Source organism: Gemmiger sp. An194, from assembly GCF_002160145.1.
Lineage (GTDB): Bacteria > Bacillota > Clostridia > Oscillospirales > Ruminococcaceae > Allofournierella.
The window spans coordinates 36,973-55,011 of sequence record NZ_NFKA01000022.1; the positions used below are offsets into that span (position 1 = coordinate 36,973).

An 18,039-nucleotide genomic window follows, 5' to 3' on the forward strand; every position below is an offset into this window, starting at 1 on the left:
GGGGAGCGACATGGCACGATATGACCTGAACGCACTGGAAAAGCGGCGCAGCGAAACGGTGGAACGGCTGGAACAGATCCCGGACAAGCCCAGCGTCCCCGCTTCCTCGTCTGCTTCCTCCTCCGTTTCCTTTTCCCGCCGAAGCTCCGCTTCTTCCCCTTCCCCGACTGCTTCGCCCAAAACACGACCCACAGCCGGGGCGGATTTTTTGCAGCAGACGAAACAGAAAACGAGCGAACCGGCGGCCGTTCCCGCAAAGGTGGAACCCTCCACCCTGACCGACGGCGGGCAGGATGAGGAGCAGGCCCGGCAGCTGGACACCTGGCTTTCGGACGGATACCGGCTGAGCCGGGAGGAGAAGACCGACGCCCGCAGGCTGATCGGGGAAAACAGCGCGGCCATGTGGGAGCTGGAAAAGAGCGGCCGACAGCCCGACGCCCGGCAACAGGAATACAGCCGCCAGATGCAGCGGCTGGCCAACAAGATCAGCCCCATTGCCAACGTGATGACCGGCGCGGCGGAGGCCTTTGGGATTCCGGCGCTGGCAGACCTTATGAGCGGCGGCAGCACCGGGGACGACGCGGTGCAGGATGCCCGGACCCAGAACCCCATCGGGACCCTGGGGGGCCAGATCGGCGGCAGCCTGGCCGGTTACGCTCTGGTGGCTCCGGCGGCGGCACAGATCCCCGCCTTGCAGAAAGCGGGCACGGCGCTGGCCGGGACCCGGGGCGCAAAGGCGCTGCAGCAGATCCCGGTGCTGGGGCAGGCCTTCGGCGCAGAAGGCATCGCCTCCATGCTGGCGGGACAGGCAGCGGACCTGGTGATGGACACCGCCCCCAGCCTTGCCCGGGATGTGCGGGATGGAAAGAGCGCCGGGCAGATCGCCGCACGCACCGCAGCAAATCTGGGCGTGAACGCTGCCCTGAACGTGGTGGGCGAAGAGATTCCTTACTTATGGAGCGCGGGTAGACAGGCCCTGCGCGGGATGCGCAGCGGCACCCAAAACGCCGCCCAAGCAGCGGCACGCGCTGCACAAAATACTACGGATGCGCTGGACACGGCGAAGGCGCTGCCCTCCCCCGCCACGGCCGCCGGTTCGGCCCCGGTGGGCCAAAAAAGCGAAGTGGACCAGCTGGTGGAGGCCTTCCGGAACGGGACCCTGACCAGCCGCCAGATGGACGCTCTGAAGCCGGGCGGCGTTCACCGGGCAGCCTTTGAACAGGCGACCGGCATCAGGCTGCCCGAGACCAGCAGCGCCACCCGCAGGGCACTGAGCCGCGGAATTGACACGAATCTCCCCGAACGGTATGATAAAGCCATAGAATCGACAGAAAGGGCGATGAACGATGGCGAAGCAGCCTTATCGGGGACTGCCGGATATGATCGCAGACTACACGGGTCACCCGCGGATGAGCGACGAGGAGTGGGAGGAATATCTGGCACAGCTGAGCAGAGATCAGGAGTTCCACAAGAAGTACGGAGTTCCCTTCGGGGAGAAGTGGCGCAAGGAGCGCGGCTTGGGCAGACGGCTGACCATGGAGCAGCAGTTTCAGATGCTTCAGGACTTCAAGGCCTGGCTGAAGGACAACGGGCTGGAGTGCCCGTACCTCAAGTAGCCGAAGAGTTCCGCGCACAGGCCAGAGCCTCCGGCATGAAGCTGGGAAAGATAAGACGGACCGAATTCGCCTACAAACCGGTGGGCGTGGAGCAGGCCGGTGAAAACGCCCGGCAGATCGCAGAGGGATATACCCTGCGCGGCCGGGAATTCGTGCTGACCGATCAGCCGATTCTGGTCAACTCTAAGGGAAAAACCAGGCGGCTGAGTGATACAGTCACCTCACCGGATGGCGTCGTGTACATCTGGAAGGACACCTCGCTTGACCCCAAGGATGTGCTGGCGCACGAGGACTTTCATATCGCCTTCAACCGCGGCGAAAAAGCGGCGCTGGAGTATTATGATGCCTTCATTTCCAGTTTTGATGCATTCGACCCTTCTTATCAGAAGGCGGCTGCTACGATCAATGACTGGTATTTTGGCGGAGCCCTGGACCTGAACGATCTGGACGATCTGGAAAAGGTAAACCGGGAGCTGGCGGCCTATTACCACCAGTTCAAGGAGAACCCGACGCTGACCGGCCTGGAGGATTTTGTTTGGGTGGATGATTTTGACGGCATGCTGGAAAACTCCCGTCGCACCTTCAAGGAGAGCCTGAACCTGCCGCCGGACAGCATCGGCGCCAAAAAACACGACCCTGCCAGCTACGCGGGCATGCAGGCGGAATACGGCACCATTGCCCCCGGCGAAAACGCTGCCCGGGTGGTGGATGTGCCGATGAGCACGAACGGCACCGACCGGGTAAGCGCGGGCGTGCGCACCCTGATGGAGGCCCCACAGACGCCGAATGAGATGATCCCTCTGTATGAAAAGGCGGTGGCGGATGGGCTGTTCTCCCACGATGTGGCCAGGGACAGGCAGGTCGTGAACGAGGCGGTGCAGGCCATTCAGCAAAACGGCTACCAGAAGGAACTGGATGCCTGGAAAAGCCTTATGAATGACGGCAGCGCCCCCTCCAAGGCAGGCATTGCCAAGGGACAGGTGCTGTATACCCTGGCGGCGGAGAACGGTGACACCGAGACCGCCATGAAGCTGGCAGGTGACCTTGCCCGGATCGCCACCGAGGCGGGCCAGAACCTGCAGGCCCAGCGGCTGCTGAAACGGATGACCCCGGAGGGCAAGCTCTACTACGCCCAGCAGACACTGGAGAGCTTCAAGAAGGAGCTGGTGGACCAGTACGGCAGCCAGTTCGGAAACATCTCGATCCCCGGCGAGCTGGCGGACGCTCTGATGAAGGCGGGCAGCCAGAAGGAGCAGGACGAGGCGCTGCTGGCCATCTACCGGAACATTGCGGATCAGCTGCCCGCCACATGGGCGGACCGGTGGAACGCCTGGCGCTACCTTGCCATGCTGGCAAACCCCGCCACCCACATTCGGAACGTGGCCTCCAACGCCATCAACATCCCGGTGCGCAGACTGAAAAACCTGATCGGCGCGGCGCTGGAGCCCACCTTTGTGCCTGCCGGACAGCGGACCAAGAGCGTTCTGAACCCGCTGGACAGCGCAGACCGGGCCCTGAAGGAATTCGCCCGGAAGGATCTGGACAACGTGGCCGCCATTCTGGACGGCAGCCAGAAATACAACGACCGGCAGATCATTGAACAGCTGAAGGACCCCTTCAAGGTGAACGGCAGCTGGGGCACCGCTGCTTCCAGCCCCCTGCCCCAGCGGATCGCCCGCAAGGCGGCGGACACCGCCGCAGGGGCGGCCAGCCGCCTTTACAAGGCCAACAGCGGGGCACTGAGTGCCGAGGATACCCTGTTCAAGAAAACCGCATACACGGACAGCCTGGCCCAATACTTGAAGGCCAACCGCATTGACCCAAAAACTGCGGAGGGTGCGGTGCTGGACAAGGCCAGGGCCTACGCCATTGAGGAGGCAAAGCGGGCCACCTACACCGAGGCGAACAGCCTGGCGCAGGCGCTGGGCCGCCTGGAGCGCACCAACCTTTATACCAAGGCGCTTTTGGGAGGCATCGTCCCCTTCAAGACCACGCCGCTGAATATCATCAAACGGGGCCTTGCCTACAGCCCGGCGGGGCTGGTGAAGGCGATTTCCGTGGATGCTGCGCTGATGAAAGCCGGAAAGATGAGTGCGGCGGAGATGATCGACAACCTGGCCCAGGGGTTGACCGGCACCGGCATCATGGCACTGGGCGCCTTCCTGGCAAGCCAGGGACTGGTGAACGGCGTTGCTCCTGACAACAAGAAGCAAAACGCATTTAAGAGTGCGGGCGGCTGGCAGGATTACTCCATCAACCTGCCCGGCGGCGGCACCTATACCATTGACTGGGCAGGCCCCGCGGTGATGGCGCTGCTGGCCGGTGTGGAGCTTTTTCACGAAAGCGAACAGGATGGTATCAATTTCGATCAGTTCATGACTGCTTTGAGCCATATCACAGAACCCATATTCGACACCACCATGCTCAGCGGTATCAACAGTGCCATCCAGTCGGCCACCTATGCACAAGCGAATCCAGTCTCCGCGATATTCGGGCAAGCTGCAAGAAACTTTGTTACCCAAAGTATCCCCACTATCAGCGGGCAGATCGCCCGGGCACTGGACCCTGTTCGGCGTACCACTTATTCGGATGCTGGCGGTTTCACCGGAGGCCTTGTTGAGGATACGCAGAGGATCACCAACCGGATTCCCGGTCTTTCGGAACAAAACCCGGCATACGTGGATGTGTGGGGCCGCACTCAGGAGAACCCGGGCGGCAGCACCATCGGCCGCCTTGCCTACGGGATGCTCTCGCCCGGGTATTACAGCCCGGACCGGACCACCGACGCGAACCGGCTGGTGGAGCAGGTATACGAGGCCACCGGCAACGCTGATGTGATTCCCAGCCTGATGAGCAACTCTCTCACCGCGAACGGCGAGAAGGTGGTGCTGGATGCACAGCAGTTCACCCTGGGCAAGCAGGTGAAGGGCCAGACCTCCGCTGACATGGTGGAGGCGCTGGAGGGCTATGCGCCCTTTGAGGCGCTGGAACCTGCCGGACAGGCCGCGGTGCTGGAAGGCGTTTACTCGCTGGCGAACACCATGGCCAAGACCCAGGTGATCCCCCAGCTGGAGGAGGACTTCCAGACGGCGGTGAACAGCGGGAATCTGACCGCCACCGAAGCCATGATGCAGGCTTACCTGGACGGCGGCGCCGACGCGGTGATCCCCTACCTTGTGGCGAAGGAGATTGCCGGGGATGTGACCGGCGACAAAAACAGTGCCGGGAAGACCATTCCCGGCAGTAAAAAACTGAACACCCTGGAGGCGCTGATGGAGGCCGGGTATTCCCGTGCCCAGGCTGAGCGGATCTATGGGGTGATCGGATGAAAAACGCCCCCGGCTGCTGCGGAATTTCTTCCGGCGGCCGGGGGCGTTTTGTGTGTTACTGGTTATTGGGCTGGAAGAAATCGAACATTTCCAGCTGCTGCATCAGGTACTGGGCGGGTGTGAGGTCCTTGATCTGGTCCCATTTTTTCAGGTCGGGGTAGAAAAGCAATCCATTAATGTTACTTGTTTTTGAAATATCTTTGGGCGTTCTCTGATTCGGCCGGTAAGGGTTTATGAGAACACAAGAGATTTTGTGCGCAGCATCAACCACCATATCCATTTTCCAGTTAGCCTTTTCTATGGTCCATGTTACAGTTCCTTTATTGCTACAAACCATTTTTTTATTTGTAGACTCTAAAGGTTCTGACAAGGCTAACACCTCCATTGTGGGAGGAAACAACATCCCTACAAGCGGCGGATTATTGGCTTTTCCTTTTAAAAAGTCCTTGAGTTGGCTGGGAAACTTATACTTTACACACACCAATTTGAAATAAAGTGAATGTGCAATTCCACTCTTATACTCATGCAGAAAATATTTTTCCATCTGAATGAATACTCGCAAAATCATTTTCAAATCCCGCAGGGATAAGTCCAGTTTCCTTGCTGTTTGTGCAAAATCATCTATCCTGCCTTCAATATGCGGGATCGCTCCGATCTCTTGACGAATAAACTCGGCCATATCTGGTTCAATCAACTTACCGTAGTAGTCAAAAAATCGAATAAGGTATCCTTCCGCATCCATTCCCTCCCCGTAGATAGACTTCACGGAATGGCACAGCTGGCTCATATCAAGAGCGAAAAGGAATACCACATTTTCTGCATCGAAGAGATGCTTAACAAACTCCATGGTCTGAACTGCAAAGTCCGGTCGGCAGCGGTCCAGCTCGTCAATGATGACCACAAGCTGTTTTTTACCTGACCGTGCCAACCCTTGGGCAATACATTCCCTGAGCCGCTCAATCATTTCCTTGTAGGCAAAATATTCCTTGGAAGCAATATTTTTATTTGGATTCTCCTTTGTGATCGCTTCGATCGCCTCACAAAGCACATCTTCGGAAATGTGCTTTTCCACCTTTTTTGCGGCCACACCGCGAGCCAGTATTGCGATTGCTTTCACTGCGTTTTCCAGTTCGACCTTCTGATCCTCGTCAAACACCTGAAAGGCTTCAAACAGTGTTTGGGCCAATGGCTCAAATGCATTGTTCCAGTTATCGTTTTCCCAGGCATTGTACAGAACGACGGCCATATCGCAATCCTTCTCTGTACACAGATAATTCCGGAACATATTCAGAAAGTAACTTTTGCCGGTGCCCCAGGGAGAGTCGATGGCAATGGAAAAGGCCCTACGTTCATCATCACGCTTAAAGTCGTCGCTGTTCAGAATGAGCTTCTTCAGAAATTCCGCGTACCGCTTTCGGCCAAGTTTATCGTCCCTTTCAAAATACAGTTCCTGCTCCACGGCGGGCACCTCCTGCTGGTGGATTTTTCCTCATTATAACACAAAAGTCAACGCTTTTTCGTCTGCATTCTTGCTATTGTTATTTAGATATGTCATAATTACTAAAAACCTAAAAGTGGCGCTATATCACTATGAAAAGGAGGCATAATTATGACACATTATGATGTGCTGGGTGTTAGCCCAACTGCCTCCCAGGATGAGATCAAAGCTGCATACCGGAACATGTTAAAGGCATTTCATCCTGACTACTATACCGGAGACAAAGCATTTGCGGAAAGGCAAACTTCAAAAATAGTTGATGCATATAATGTTCTTCGCGATGAGCAGCGAAGGAAAGACTATGATTTCTTACTAAACGCTCGCGATCAGGGTAATGCAGGGCGAGAATATCGTGGTGAAAACACCTCCGATCAAAGCAAAGAGAATCAGCAGTCTGATGCTTCTGCGGACGGACCACAGCCCAATGATAAAGGGAAAAGCTCCAGAGGATCTTCCCGAAAAAATAAACTCAAATGGTTTTGCGGTATTGTCATCGCCTTTTTGGGGGCGCTTCTTACTTTTTGGGTCCATACGAATTTCTTTTTGCCTGATTCACCCACTGTAATAGATCTGTCTCCTGCTGATGCATCTGGAAATGGTGCAAAATACCGTGTAACAGCTACTGCATATGAGCTCAATAATACTGGCATTGGAGAGGATTGGGAACATCACTTTGCAATAAACAGGAATCCCATAGGAGTAGATGGAATCGTCGTTTATTTAGAACCCGGAAGCCGCTTGACCCTTTCCGCAGCGTGTATAGAACGAGATCGTATTCCCGATATGGGGTTTGACGAGAACCCTATTACGATACTTGAGAAAAATTTAGATTCAGATTTTTCGAGCCGCCTTGAAGTGACCATTTTCGAGGATGGAAAAAAAGCACTCAACACCCCATTTGCCGAATTTACCATTCAATTTGATTTTACAAAGCTGTAAAGTCGACTGTAGTTGCTTTATACAAATAAAACTGCGCCGTTCCCTATCCACGAGAACGACGCATTTTTTTTATTTGAGCTGCCGCACCGCGCGGTCGTGCAGGCGGTAGACGGTGGACCGGGGCAGATGCAGCGCCCGGGCGATCTGCCCCATGGACAGGCCGGTGATGTAGCGCAGGTTCAGAATTTCGTGTGCCCGGCCCTGCACCGGCGCGATGGCAGCTGCCACCCTGGCATAGGCAGCGTACATTTCCACCTTAGCGGCATCCAGCCGGCAGCGGGCCTCGTCGATCCGCTCGGCCTGGCTGGCCAGCCGGTCACCCTCCCGGCTGCGGGCTGCCGGCATACCGGACAGGCTTTGGGTGATGCGCTCGGATTTGAGCTCCAGCAGCTGCTCACGGGCCGCCTGGACGGCTTTCAGTGCGTCGCGGTATTCCCACAGGTTCATAACTCCTCCTTGGTCATGCGGACCTTCACGCCGCGGGCGATCAGGCCCTGGATCATATCGTAATCGGCCAGCTTTTCCTTGCGCAGGCGGCCGTAGCTGTCGATCACATCCGGCAGCTGGTCGATCACCCGGTTAACAGTTTTTGCGGACAGGCCCGCGTTCAGCATGGCCGCAAAGACCATGCACTGGACCCGGTTGGTAATGTCCTCCACCTGGGCGTCCAGCACCGACTCGGCGGCAATGCGGGCGGCTGCCTTTTCCTTTGTGGTCAGGTATCTGGCTTTCACTTAGGGTACCCCCGTTCCCAGCATTCGCATCCATCGTCTACAAAATCGGCAACATTGGGACTGTCCCCGTTGCAGCACACACCGTTGAACGGTTCCCACCATTGGCAGGTGTCGCAGGTATGTCGGTTCCACCGGTTGGCGGATGCCACCATGACCACAGCGCACAGAAGTGCCAGAAGCATCATCCATACATGGCAGAAAACCTCTGACAAAGCACAGGGAATCAGCATAAGCAGGCATACCCGCATAAATCCGGTGCTGTGGTCGATCAGCAAAAACCAGTAGATCTTTTTCAGCTTTTTCATATTACACCTCATTTGGCCATTCCAGCTTTTGACCACAATTCCCACAGTAATTTCGCCCGGGCCGCAAACTTTCGTTACATTCCGGGCAGCGCCAGGCACCGCCGCCGTAGCGGACTTTGGCCGGAATTTTGCTTTGGGCCGCTTTTCGGGCCTGTTCCAGAGCCAGCCGGTCGAAGCTTCCCTCCGGCAGCCGTTCTTCCATTTGCCAGAGCCTGTGGATGGCTGCCTCCCACTGCATCCGGTTCATAATTTCTTGCCCCCGTGCCGGTAGGGACGGCTTTTGTTGTATTCCATCTTCTCCTGCACGATGCGGTCAACGTCCAGGTTTTCCTTTCCGAACCAGTCCAGGATTCGGATCAGGCAGTCTGCCATCTCCACGGCGATGCCTTCGGGCTTTTCGCTGAAATGCGCCCCTTCACAATCTTCGCATTCGCAGGTGGCTTCATCGCACGGAAAGCCGTCGATTTTACATTCATGCCACTCCATCGGCCGCCAGGCCCGGTACTCCTCCATCGCCTCGGACAGCTCGGAGTGGCACAGGGCCACGATCTCGCCAAAGCTGCGCTCCTCTTCCCACCAGCCGTGCGCGACCGCGTTTTCGTGAATCTCTTTCGCCAGTTCATTCATGTTCACAGGTTTACTCATTCCGTTTCTCCTTTCGTTTAAAGCAGCCAGGTCAGCAGGCGCAAAGCACCCAGCAGGGCCGCGGCGGACAGGATGAGGGTGACGACGGCCCCTGTGAGCAGCCCGGCACACAGCAGCCGGTACAACAGGCGGGCCAGCCGCACATCGTGCCGGTTCATCCCTGCTCCAGCTCCTGGGCATGGATGTAGATGCCCGGCACATCGGCCCAGAATTTTTCGCAGATCTCACTGGCCACCTGGGCGTCGTCCTTCCAGTAGTGCAGCTGGGTCATCACGTCCTTGAGGGCCTTTTGCAGGTTATCGGTATCCGGCCTGGTGGTTTTATAGCTCCCGTTTTTGTGGCTCTTTCCGGTGGGGAAACACCACTTCACCACCAGCCGCACCGCCCCCTGCATCGGCTTCTGGGGCCTGTGGGGAGCAAGGTGGGCGTGCAGCTTGGCCCTTGCCTGGGTCAGCTGGGGCGAATCGTACAGCACTGCCCTGGCTTTCCCCTCCTTCTGCCAGGTGCGCAGGCCCTTATCCTGATGGGTGACGGTGGGCGGGATCATGGGTAGGAAAAATTCCAGCTCCATCGCTGGGTTCACCTCCTTTCGCTTGTTTCTTTTGTATGCGGATCACTTCCGGCCGACCTGGCCGCCGTCCACCCAGAAGCCGCCGTGCTCCTTAAGCCGGTTGCGGACGGTCTTTTCGGTGACGCCCAGGTACTGGGCCAGCTCTGACACGGCCACCGGTCTGCCCTCCATATTGCAGGCATCGAAGGCGGTATCCAGCGAGCTTTTTCGCTCCTCCCTGCGCTGGCCCTCGGTCTTGCGCTTGTTAAAATTGGTCTTCCAGCTGGTGCGGCCGCCTTTGGTTTCCATATCCGGCTGCAGATCGCCCAGCACGCCGGTGGTATCCTGCCGGTGGACCGGGAAGTCGAACCAAAGATTCATGGCCGGGAAGCGGGCAAATTCCCGCAATGTGCCCTCGATGCGCCAGGCGGTGAGCCCGGCGGCAGCCCGGCGGGCCTGTTCGATGTCCAGCGCCAGCTTGGCCCGCTCCATGCCGTCCAGCTGCTCGCCGCAGACCAGCTGCATCTGCAATGCGCTGCAAGCGTCGTCCTGGCTGGCGGCGCTCTCCTTCCCTGCCCGGCGCAGCGCCTGCATACACACCGCGCACACGGCGGCGTTCTCCTGCTGGGTGCGCAGCTCCGGGGAGATCTCCAGCTCGATCAAATCCAGAAGGGCATCCGGGTCACGGGCGAACACGCCGGAGCCGGAGGCCCGGTCCATACTGCGCTTGCCGCCCTGGGCGCCCTTGGAATGGTGGTGGCAATAGATGACGGCGCAGCCCAGCTCGGTGCAGACCTTATCGAACTGGTTGCAGAAGGCGGCCATCTGGTCGGCGGAATTCTCGTCGCCGGTAATCACCTTATAGATCGGGTCAATGACGATGGCGAGGTAGCCTTTCTTCGCCGCCCGGCGGATCAGGCGCGGGGCCAGCTTATCCATGGGGACGCTGCGGCCGCGCAGGTTCCAGATATCCAGATTGGCAAGATGCTCCGGACGCCAGCCCAGAGCGTTGTACACATCCCGGAAGCGGTGCAGGCAGGAGGCCCGGTCCAGCTCCAGATTCACATACAGCACCCGGCCCTGGGCACAGTCAAAGCCCAGCCAGGGGCGGCCCTCGGCGATGGCGATGCACAGCTCGATGAGGGCAAAGCTCTTGCCTGCCTTGGAGGGGCCTGCCAGCAGCAGCTTATGGCCCTGGCGCAGCACGTCCCGGATCAGAGGCGGGGCAAGGGGCGGCAGGTCGTTCCATACATCCGCCAGAGCCTCGGTGTCCGGCAGGTCGTCGGTGGAGGCTTCCACCCACTCCTTCCATTCCTCAAAATTTTGCTTGCCGATGCCGGTATCCAGCAGATACTGCTTGTTTTCGCCCCGCTGCACGCCCGGCATCCGGGACAGGCGGGAGGGGTTGCGGTTCTGCTGGTCCAGCGTCAGGCCGTTTTTCTTGCAGACTGCGTAGAGGTAATCCACCCGGCGGCGGTATTCCTCGTAGCTGTCGGCGTCGATGTGGACGATGGCATGCAGGCTCTTTTTGCCCGAGTAGACCAGCGCTGCCACCGGCAGCTCCAGCTCCCGGATGATGGCGTTCTGCCGTTCCAGCTCCATGGAGTCCGATTCCACCAGCGCGAACCGGTATTCGGTGACATTCTCGTTGCGCACACCCTTGCCGTCCAGCGGGTTGAAGCGAATCCAGGCGCCCACCTTCGGGTCATAGTCGCCCAGAACGCTGCCCACGTCCCCCTTACAGGTGCGCAGCGCATCGATGAGCTGGCCGGCGGTGCGGTCGGTACAGCCCTTGGTGGGCACATACCGGCCGTCCTTCTGCCAGCTTTCGGTCACATAGCCCACCAGCTCGTCCGGCTCGAAGAGGGCCTGCAGATAATCGATCAGCTGGCTGGCCGGGTCCCACGTCTCCGGGATGGAGAGCTCCCGGCCCTCCACCCAGTTTTTATCCACCAGCGGGCGCTCGGACGCCTGCCTGCCGGAGGCGGGGCCGATCAGGTCGTCCCAATCCAGGGCATAGTCCTCCCCGGCGGGAGAATAGCCCCGGTCCAGCGCCATCTGCACGATGGTGCCTGCGGTGACCGGGGCTGCCCCGCAGCGGCCGAAGCCCTCCCACTTGCGGGCACATTCCCCCGGATGATAGCGGCCGGCATCCCGCTGGCTCCACTGCTCCCAGAGGCTCAGCGGATAGCCGGATTCCTTGAGGCCCATGCCCACCTGCAGCCACTGGGTATAATCCAGCGCGGTGGGGTCCAGAAAATCCAGAATCGGGGTAAGGCTTCGCTGCTGTTCCATGTGTTTCTCTCCTTATTCCGGCTGATAGGTGGCCGGGTCGATGTTGGGCGGAATCCGCCAGCCGCTGGCGGCGATGCGGTCGATGAGCCTTTTGGCCTGATCAAACTGCCAGGTGCCCACATGGGCAAAGCCCCGGCCTTCCAGAAAACGGATCTGCTTTGGGGTGGTGAGACCCAGCTCCCGGCGCTTTTCCAGCCGATCCAGCAGAAGGCTTGCCTTGCCGGCGTTTTCCACTGCGTCCGGCAGGATGCCCAGCTTCTCCAGCGTTTTCACCTGCCCGGCGCTGGGCGGGGCCATCTCCCAGCCGAAGCTGGGCACATAGCCGGTCAAATCCTCGGCCTGGATGCTCTTCTCGTACTGCAGCGGGTCCACCAGCTTGCGCTTGCGCCGGCGCATCTCCTCCAGCTGCTTGGCCAGCGCCTCTTCCCGCTGGGCCACCACGTCGCTGGCGGCCTTTTCCTCCGCCTGCTGGATGTCCACCGGTGCGCCGCCCGCCTCCTCTTCCAGGTTCTCGGTCATCTTCTGAGCCACCTCTCGGCTCTCGCAGATCAGGTCCGCGGGGCGGCAGAGCTCCTGCCGCTCGGTGTGCCAGAGGAAATCCAGCAGCAGAAGATGCTCCTTGCCCGGGGCAAGGCGGGTGCCGCGGCCCACCATCTGGCAGTACAGGCTGCGCACCCGGGTGGGACGCAGCACGATCACGCAGTCCACGGCGGGGCAGTCCCAGCCTTCGGTGAGCAGCATGGAGTTGCACAGCACGTTGTATTTTCCGGCGGTAAAGTCCTCCAGGATCCGGGCCCGGTCGGCGCTTTCCCCGTTCACCTCGGCGGCTGAAAATCCGTGGGCGGTGAGGATGTCGCGGAATTTCTGACTGGTTTTGACCAGCGGCAGAAAGACCACGGTTTTGCGGTGTTTGCACTGGGTCTCCATCTCGGCGGCGATCTGCTCCAGATAGGGGTCCAGGGCACTGTCCACATCTGCGGCCTTGAAGTCGCCGCCGCTCATGCCCACGCCGGACAGATCCAGCCGCAGGGGCACGGTGAGCGCCTTGATGGGGCAGAGATAGCCCTCCCGGATGGCCTGGGGCAGGGTGTATTCATAGGCCAGCGAATCGAAGATCTGGCCCAGGTTGCGCATATCGCCCCGGTCCGGTGTGGCGGTGACTCCCAGCACCCGGGCGGCGCTGAAATAGTCCAGGATGGCGGTATAGCTGCCGGACACCGCGTGGTGGGCCTCGTCGATGATGATGGTATCGAAATGATCGGGCGCAAAGCGGGACAGCCGCTTTTGCCGCATAAGGGTCTGGACGCTGCCCACGGTGACCCGGAACCAGCTGCCCAGACTGGACTGCTCCGCCTTTTCCACCGAGCAGCCCAGGCCGGTGGCCGACTTGATCTTATCGGCGGCCTGGTCCAGCAGCTCCCCCCGGTGGGCCAGGATCAGCACCCGCTCCCCCAGCTTGACCCGGTCCTCTGTGATCTTGGCGAACACGATGGTCTTGCCGCAGCCGGTGGGCAGGACCAGCAGCGTGCGCTGCCGGCCCTCGGACCACTCTCTCTGTACGGCCTGCCTCGCTTCGCTCTGGTATGGCCGCAGTTCCATCTCAGAACGCTCCCGCGGTCCAGCCCTGGCCGGCGGTGGCGGCGCTCACCGGCTGCTCCGGCTCCAGGAACTTTTTGATGTCGTTGGACTGGCCTTCGGTGCCGTCGTCCTTCTTATAGGTGCGCACCGCGATGTGGCAGCGGCCGGTCTTGCCCACGATGCCGGGCCAGTTCATGCGCAGCTGCTCGCCGTGCTTGCGCATGCCCAGCGCCGTGAAAAAGGCGCACAGCAGACCCTCGCACTTGGAGTGGAGAAAGAGGTTGTGGTCCATATTGACCACGCCGCTGGGGCCCTGCACAGCCAGCGTGACCACTGCCTTATTGCAGGGCGGCAGCTTGGCTGAGCCGGGGTGGCGGCCCCGGGTAAAATTGACCACCGTGAAGGAATAATCCCCCTCGGGCAGCAGCTCCCACGCGCCGCCGTCGTTCTCGATAACGTCTTCCCAGCCGAATTCACGTTCATTTGCCATTGTGGTTTCCTCCTTGATTGCTTGATTGCTTGCTTGTTTGATCGCTTATCACTTGTTTAATCGCTTGTTGCAACAGGTGCGGCGATGCTTTTGGTTGTTATAACGGTTAACTTTTGGATTGACTTGGGGATTGACTTTGGATTGATTTTAAGCAAGCGCCTTGCTTAAAACGGCACGTCCCGGTTCTTCACCACCGCATCGAACACGCTGGACCAGGCGCCCACCAGAACCCCCTGGATAAAGCCCGGGTCATACACATGGATGGGGGTATCCGCCGGATAATAGCCCTTGGCACCCACCACCGCCTGGATCTCGTCCGGGTCCACCTGGTTCTGGGCCATCAGCTGAGCCAGCGCCTTGGGGATGCCCTCCTCTTCCAGCTGGACCTGCCGCTGCTGCTGCCAGTCTGCATCCTTGCGCAGGCCGTCGGTCTGGCTCTGGGGCGGGGTATGCCGGGGCAAATCGTCCTCCACCATGATCGGCGGCTGGGCGGCGGGCGGAGTCAATTCCATCTGGCTGGGGGCGGAGTCCGGCTGCGGGGCGGGCGGGGTATTCGCTGCCCCGGCCGGCTGTGCTGCCGGAGTGACCCCTGCGGCGGCTGCGGTGGCAAAGGGCACCGCCCCATCGAAGATATGGGCGATGGCGGAATAGTCAAAGGGCAGCTCATCGGCCAGGCCGTGCCGGTTCTTGGCGTCCCAGCAGGGGTGGTGGGTGGTATACATCACCCGGGCACCGCCCTGGGCCTTGCGCTTCTGGCCCTTGTCGTCCACCGCCACCGAATAGGTCTTATAATTGGCGAAGAGAACCAGATCCGCCCATTCCTTGACCAGGGCGGAGAGGCTTTTTTCCTCCTTGCCTGCCAGCTTCAGCTCCCAGCGGTCGTAGGCGCCCATCTCGTCCGGCTGCTCGAACTTGCGGATCTTGGCATGGGCGGTGAGCACCACATGAACGCCCCGATCCGCCACCTCCTGCAGCAGATTCAACAGGCGGCCGAACTCCTCGGCCACATACACATAGCCCTTGCCGTAGCCGAAGTCCTCGATGCCCTTTTTATCCGCCTTTTCGCAGATATGCCGGGTGCAGAGCTGGGCCGCCCAGTCGGCGGTGTCCAGCACCAGAGTGCGGCAGAGTGAGGGGGTATCCCGGACATACCGGACCTCGTCCATGAGCATGGACCAGCTGGCCGGGGCCGGGAGACGGTCCACGTTCATACCGGCGGTGCTGCCCTCGGTGTCGATGAAGAGCGCGCCGGGGAACCGGGCCGCCATGGTGCTTTTGCCGATGCCCTCAGGGCCGTAGATGACCGCCTTCTGGGCCTTTTTCTGCACACCGCTCGTGATGGGAAATGCCATTAAAATTCACCTGCTTTCCATTGTTTGGGGGATTCCTGTGTGGGAGTGCTTGCGGGTTGGGGTTCGGCCTGGGCTGCTGCGCTTCCCGCGCTCGCATACCCGTCCTCGCCGGGCAAGATTCGGCCCGGCGTCTGCTGCGCATATCCGTCCTCGATAATGATCTGGCACTCGCTGCCGGTGGAGACCCGGGTGGCGATGGCCTGCAGGCCTTCCTGCTCCAGCCAGGCGCCGAAGCTGCGCATGGTGTCCAGATCCATCTGCTCCAGCTTGTCCAGCAGCACGAAGCCGCACTCCGGGTTCAGCCGCCGCACGATGGCCGTGGCCACCATCAGCTGCTCGGAGCCGGACATATTGTCCCACTGCTGGCCCTTGTAGGTCAGCTCGCCGTCCTGCACCGAAAGGCCCGGCAGCGGCAGGTCCGCCCCTTCCAGCAGGGCCAGCTTCTCGGCCCGGGTCTCGTCGATCTGGGCGGTGAGCGCCGCATACTGGCGGGCATACTCCGCGGATTCCTCCTCCGCCCGCTCCCGGTCCAGATTCGCCCGCACCTTCATGTTCACCAGCTCGATGCTGCGGATGTTCTCCTCCAGCTCGGCGGTGGATTCGTCCTGAAGCTGGAGGACCGTTTTGCGGGCGGTCTCCTCCTGGCTGGCCGCCGTGTTGTACTGCTCCAGCAGCTCCTCCCGCTGCTTTTTCAGCATCTCGATGCGCTCGTCCAGCCGCTCCAGCTCATCCCTGTACCGGTGCTTGGCATGGGTGATCTCGGCCAACTGGTCCCGCTTGCGCTGGTTTTCCCCGTTTCGGGCAAGGATCTCCTGCTGCTGGGCGATCAGCTCGGAGGCGCTGATCGGCTCGGCGGGCACTCCCTCCCAGCTGGGCAGCTCCTGGGCGTATTTCTTCTTCTGGTCGGCGATCTGCCCGATGGCATGGCGCCGGTTGTACAGCTCGGTCTCCTTGCGCTCCAGCGCCATGAGCTGGTCGCCCACCCCGATGATCTGCAGCAGAGTGCGGGCCTTCTCCTTGCCGCTGGCCTCCATGAACTTGGGCAGGTCCAGGGCCAGCTCCTCCACAAAGGCGTCCAGCAGCTTCTGGCCCGCCTTGTTGCCCATGGGGTCGGTGACCTTCAGACTTGAATTCTTGCCGCTGCGTTCCACCACGATGCCGTTGGAGAGGGTGACCTTCAGTCGGGGCGGGATGGCGCTGCCCTGTCGCTGGGCCGCGCTGGGACGGTATCGCTCGCCGCCCAGTGCCCAGGCGATGGCGTCCAGCACACTGGTCTTGCCCTGGTTGTTCCGCCCGCCCACCACGGTGAGGCCGGTGGCGGTGGGCTCGATCTTCACGGCGCGGATACGCTTGACATTCTCTGCCTCAAGACTGTTGATCCGGATCATGCTGATTCTCTCCTTTCATCTGCAGGCGGCGCGCCACCATGGTGAGAAATTCCGAATTGGTGGGCTTATCCTTCCGGGAATCCACCGTATAGCCGAAGTAGCGGTTCAGGTATTCCACATTGCCCCGAGTGAAGGCATTCGCGATCGCATGCCGGATGGCCCGCTCCACGTTGTTGGCGGTGACACCATAGATTTTTGCCACCATAGGGTACAGCTCTTTGGTGATGGCATACCGGTGGCCCGGCTGCCGCAGAATCCAGTCCAGCGCTGTCTCAATGTAATACCGGCCCTGCACGTTTGTGGGGACGCCGATCCGGTTCAGCTCCTCAAAAATCCGTTCTTGCGTCATGCGCTCATCTCCTCCTTCAGGGGCTGGTACAGCCCTTCGATGCGGGACAGGTCGCCTTCCTGCACACCTGCGCCCAGCTGGTTATAATCCCGGCGAAGCACACAGACCGTGCCGTACAGAACGCACCCCAGATAGGGGATGCGGCAGTTCACCGGCAGGCCCTGCTCCGCTCCGTTTGCCCGGCAGACCGCCATGAAACGGCCGCAGGGGTCCATGTTCCAGACCTCGATGCCGCCGCCCAGCGCCTCGCTCAGCGCCCGGACACTGATCTCCTCCACGCTGGCCAGCTGCGGAGTGCAGCCGGGTTCGATCTTGATCACATTCATCTTGTATTCCTCCCTGTATGTTCACGGTTGTTCGCCAGCGCCCAGCTGGGAGAGGAGCAGCTGCTGGGCCGTGTGGCTCAGGCTGCAGAACTCCTCCCCGGACCGGCCGACGATCAGGATGGTTCCCACGAAGGGGATGCCCAGAAAGCTGCAGTTCGGTGCAAGGCCCATCAGCAGGCCCTCTTCGTTGCAGATGACCAGGGCATCCTCACAGAAGCTCACCGTTTCGATGTAGCCGCCCACCGCCTGCTGCAGCGCCTTGAGTGTGTTCGGGATCTCCACCAATCGGGGCGGTTTTCCCGGGTCCTTACGAATTACCTGCATGGCTGCCCTCCCTTTCTGCGGCGCAAAGGCCCGCTTCCAGTCCGTTTGCAAAGCCCACGGCCGCGGTCAGCAGCCGTTCCAGCGCCTGCTCGTCCTCGCTGGCCAGAAGCTTCGTGCCCCGGTAGGCCTCCAGAAAACGCCGCAGGCCTGCGGCACCGTCCTTCGCGCTTTGCAGCATCCGGCGGTAATGGGCCGGGAGCGGCTGCGGGGCAGTGGCGGCGGGCGGTTCTTCTCGGGGCGCTTCGGGCGGCGGGGCTGCAACGCCGAATTCCGCCTGCTTTTTGCGGGCCTTATTGACCCAGGCATTCACATTGCCGTAGG

The 18,039-nt window shown here is 60.4% G+C and carries 19 protein-coding genes; 2 read left to right on the top strand and 17 right to left on the bottom strand.

Features of this window, described 5'->3' with window-relative positions; all coding sequences use genetic code 11:
• Positions 1-10: 10 nt before the first annotated feature.
• Entirely contained in the window at positions 11-4,945 is a 4,935-nt protein-coding gene (locus B5F28_RS12320) for a hypothetical protein (protein WP_087296175.1), read from the top strand.
• A 55-nt stretch (positions 4,946-5,000) separates the two neighbouring features.
• Here B5F28_RS12320 and B5F28_RS12325 read toward each other — a convergent pair whose 3' ends face one another.
• Positions 5,001-6,404: a KAP family P-loop NTPase fold protein gene (locus B5F28_RS12325; protein ID WP_158097601.1), complete on the bottom strand. Its 1,404-nt coding sequence runs from the start codon at positions 6,402-6,404 to the stop codon at positions 5,001-5,003.
• Between the two features lie 150 nt (positions 6,405-6,554).
• Here B5F28_RS12325 and B5F28_RS12330 point away from each other — a divergent pair, with 150 nt between their 5' ends.
• Positions 6,555-7,382 carry a J domain-containing protein gene (locus B5F28_RS12330; RefSeq protein ID WP_087296177.1) on the top strand — a complete coding sequence of 276 codons (828 nt, stop codon included), beginning with the start codon at positions 6,555-6,557 and terminating at the stop codon, positions 7,380-7,382.
• A gap of 69 nt (positions 7,383-7,451) precedes the next feature.
• Here B5F28_RS12330 and B5F28_RS12335 read toward each other — a convergent pair whose 3' ends face one another.
• The 16 genes from B5F28_RS12335 to B5F28_RS14800 form a co-directional block, all read right to left on the bottom strand.
• Positions 7,452-7,829 (bottom strand): sigma factor-like helix-turn-helix DNA-binding protein, encoded by a 378-nt coding sequence (locus tag B5F28_RS12335; protein WP_087296178.1) that lies wholly within the window; start codon positions 7,827-7,829, stop codon positions 7,452-7,454.
• Positions 7,826-8,116 carry a hypothetical protein gene (locus B5F28_RS12340; RefSeq protein WP_087296179.1) on the bottom strand — a complete coding sequence of 97 codons (291 nt, stop codon included), beginning with the start codon at positions 8,114-8,116 and terminating at the stop codon, positions 7,826-7,828. The genes B5F28_RS12335 and B5F28_RS12340 overlap by 4 nt, the downstream gene beginning before the upstream one ends.
• Entirely contained in the window at positions 8,113-8,421 is a 309-nt protein-coding gene (locus B5F28_RS12345; RefSeq protein ID WP_087296180.1) for a hypothetical protein, read from the bottom strand. The genes B5F28_RS12340 and B5F28_RS12345 overlap by 4 nt, the downstream gene beginning before the upstream one ends.
• A 1-nt stretch (position 8,422) precedes the next feature.
• Positions 8,423-8,668, bottom strand: coding sequence for a zinc ribbon domain-containing protein (locus tag B5F28_RS12350; protein ID WP_087296181.1), 246 nt, complete (start codon positions 8,666-8,668; stop codon positions 8,423-8,425).
• A complete protein-coding gene (locus B5F28_RS12355) occupies positions 8,665-9,066 on the bottom strand; it encodes a nucleoside triphosphate pyrophosphohydrolase family protein (RefSeq protein ID WP_087296182.1) in 402 nt (133 codons plus the stop codon). Before B5F28_RS12355 ends, B5F28_RS12350 begins: the two co-directional genes overlap by 4 nt.
• 17 nt (positions 9,067-9,083) lie before the next feature.
• Positions 9,084-9,224, bottom strand: coding sequence for a hypothetical protein (locus B5F28_RS14795; protein ID WP_158097602.1), 141 nt, complete (start codon positions 9,222-9,224; stop codon positions 9,084-9,086).
• Positions 9,221-9,637 carry a RusA family crossover junction endodeoxyribonuclease gene (locus tag B5F28_RS12360; RefSeq protein ID WP_087296183.1) on the bottom strand — a complete coding sequence of 139 codons (417 nt, stop codon included), beginning with the start codon at positions 9,635-9,637 and terminating at the stop codon, positions 9,221-9,223. The genes B5F28_RS14795 and B5F28_RS12360 overlap by 4 nt, the downstream gene beginning before the upstream one ends.
• A 42-nt stretch (positions 9,638-9,679) precedes the next feature.
• Entirely contained in the window at positions 9,680-11,911 is a 2,232-nt protein-coding gene (locus tag B5F28_RS12365) for an AAA family ATPase (RefSeq protein WP_087296184.1), read from the bottom strand.
• Positions 11,912-11,923: 12 nt separating this feature from the next.
• A complete protein-coding gene (locus B5F28_RS12370; RefSeq protein WP_087296185.1) occupies positions 11,924-13,510 on the bottom strand; it encodes a DEAD/DEAH box helicase in 1,587 nt (528 codons plus the stop codon).
• Between the two features lies 1 nt (position 13,511).
• On the bottom strand, positions 13,512-13,979 hold the full coding sequence (locus B5F28_RS12375; protein ID WP_087296186.1) for a DUF669 domain-containing protein: 468 nt from the start codon (positions 13,977-13,979) through the stop codon (positions 13,512-13,514).
• A 164-nt stretch (positions 13,980-14,143) separates the two neighbouring features.
• Positions 14,144-15,331, bottom strand: coding sequence for an ATP-binding protein (locus B5F28_RS12380; protein WP_087296187.1), 1,188 nt, complete (start codon positions 15,329-15,331; stop codon positions 14,144-14,146).
• A complete protein-coding gene (locus B5F28_RS12385; protein ID WP_087296188.1) occupies positions 15,331-16,719 on the bottom strand; it encodes an AAA family ATPase in 1,389 nt (462 codons plus the stop codon). The genes B5F28_RS12380 and B5F28_RS12385 overlap by 1 nt, the downstream gene beginning before the upstream one ends.
• Positions 16,697-17,068 (bottom strand): sporulation initiation factor Spo0A C-terminal domain-containing protein, encoded by a 372-nt coding sequence (locus tag B5F28_RS12390; RefSeq protein WP_087296189.1) that lies wholly within the window; start codon positions 17,066-17,068, stop codon positions 16,697-16,699. The genes B5F28_RS12385 and B5F28_RS12390 overlap by 23 nt, the downstream gene beginning before the upstream one ends.
• Positions 17,065-17,394 (bottom strand): DUF3846 domain-containing protein, encoded by a 330-nt coding sequence (locus B5F28_RS12395; RefSeq protein WP_087296190.1) that lies wholly within the window; start codon positions 17,392-17,394, stop codon positions 17,065-17,067. The genes B5F28_RS12390 and B5F28_RS12395 overlap by 4 nt, the downstream gene beginning before the upstream one ends.
• 21 nt (positions 17,395-17,415) lie before the next feature.
• Positions 17,416-17,718: a DUF3846 domain-containing protein gene (locus B5F28_RS12400; RefSeq protein WP_087296191.1), complete on the bottom strand. Its 303-nt coding sequence runs from the start codon at positions 17,716-17,718 to the stop codon at positions 17,416-17,418.
• A partial coding sequence (locus B5F28_RS14800; protein WP_206423086.1) for a hypothetical protein occupies positions 17,702-18,039 on the bottom strand: 338 nt, incomplete at its 5' end. The genes B5F28_RS12400 and B5F28_RS14800, both read right to left, overlap by 17 nt.

Excerpts from the sequence above, each read along its gene's own strand:
- B5F28_RS12400 (WP_087296191.1), bottom strand. The coding sequence starts at position 17,718 with ATGCAGGTAATTCGTAAGGACCCGGGAAAACCGCCCCGATTGGTGGAG.
- B5F28_RS12350 (WP_087296181.1), bottom strand. The coding sequence starts at position 8,668 with ATGAACCGGATGCAGTGGGAGGCAGCCATCCACAGGCTCTGGCAAATG.
- B5F28_RS12360 (WP_087296183.1), bottom strand. The coding sequence starts at position 9,637 with ATGGAGCTGGAATTTTTCCTACCCATGATCCCGCCCACCGTCACCCAT.
- B5F28_RS12345 (WP_087296180.1), bottom strand. The coding sequence starts at position 8,421 with ATGAAAAAGCTGAAAAAGATCTACTGGTTTTTGCTGATCGACCACAGC.
- B5F28_RS12380 (WP_087296187.1), bottom strand. The coding sequence starts at position 15,331 with ATGGCATTTCCCATCACGAGCGGTGTGCAGAAAAAGGCCCAGAAGGCG.
- B5F28_RS12355 (WP_087296182.1), bottom strand. The coding sequence starts at position 9,066 with ATGAGTAAACCTGTGAACATGAATGAACTGGCGAAAGAGATTCACGAA.
- B5F28_RS14795 (WP_158097602.1), bottom strand. The coding sequence starts at position 9,224 with ATGAACCGGCACGATGTGCGGCTGGCCCGCCTGTTGTACCGGCTGCTG.
- B5F28_RS12330 (WP_087296177.1), top strand. The coding sequence starts at position 6,555 with ATGACACATTATGATGTGCTGGGTGTTAGCCCAACTGCCTCCCAGGAT.
- B5F28_RS12335 (WP_087296178.1), bottom strand. The coding sequence starts at position 7,829 with ATGAACCTGTGGGAATACCGCGACGCACTGAAAGCCGTCCAGGCGGCC.
- B5F28_RS12370 (WP_087296185.1), bottom strand. The coding sequence starts at position 13,510 with ATGGAACTGCGGCCATACCAGAGCGAAGCGAGGCAGGCCGTACAGAGA.
- B5F28_RS12395 (WP_087296190.1), bottom strand. The coding sequence starts at position 17,394 with ATGAATGTGATCAAGATCGAACCCGGCTGCACTCCGCAGCTGGCCAGC.
- B5F28_RS12385 (WP_087296188.1), bottom strand. The coding sequence starts at position 16,719 with ATGATCCGGATCAACAGTCTTGAGGCAGAGAATGTCAAGCGTATCCGC.
- B5F28_RS12390 (WP_087296189.1), bottom strand. The coding sequence starts at position 17,068 with ATGACGCAAGAACGGATTTTTGAGGAGCTGAACCGGATCGGCGTCCCC.
- B5F28_RS12320 (WP_087296175.1), top strand. The coding sequence starts at position 11 with ATGGCACGATATGACCTGAACGCACTGGAAAAGCGGCGCAGCGAAACG.
- B5F28_RS12375 (WP_087296186.1), bottom strand. The coding sequence starts at position 13,979 with ATGGCAAATGAACGTGAATTCGGCTGGGAAGACGTTATCGAGAACGAC.
- B5F28_RS12365 (WP_087296184.1), bottom strand. The coding sequence starts at position 11,911 with ATGGAACAGCAGCGAAGCCTTACCCCGATTCTGGATTTTCTGGACCCC.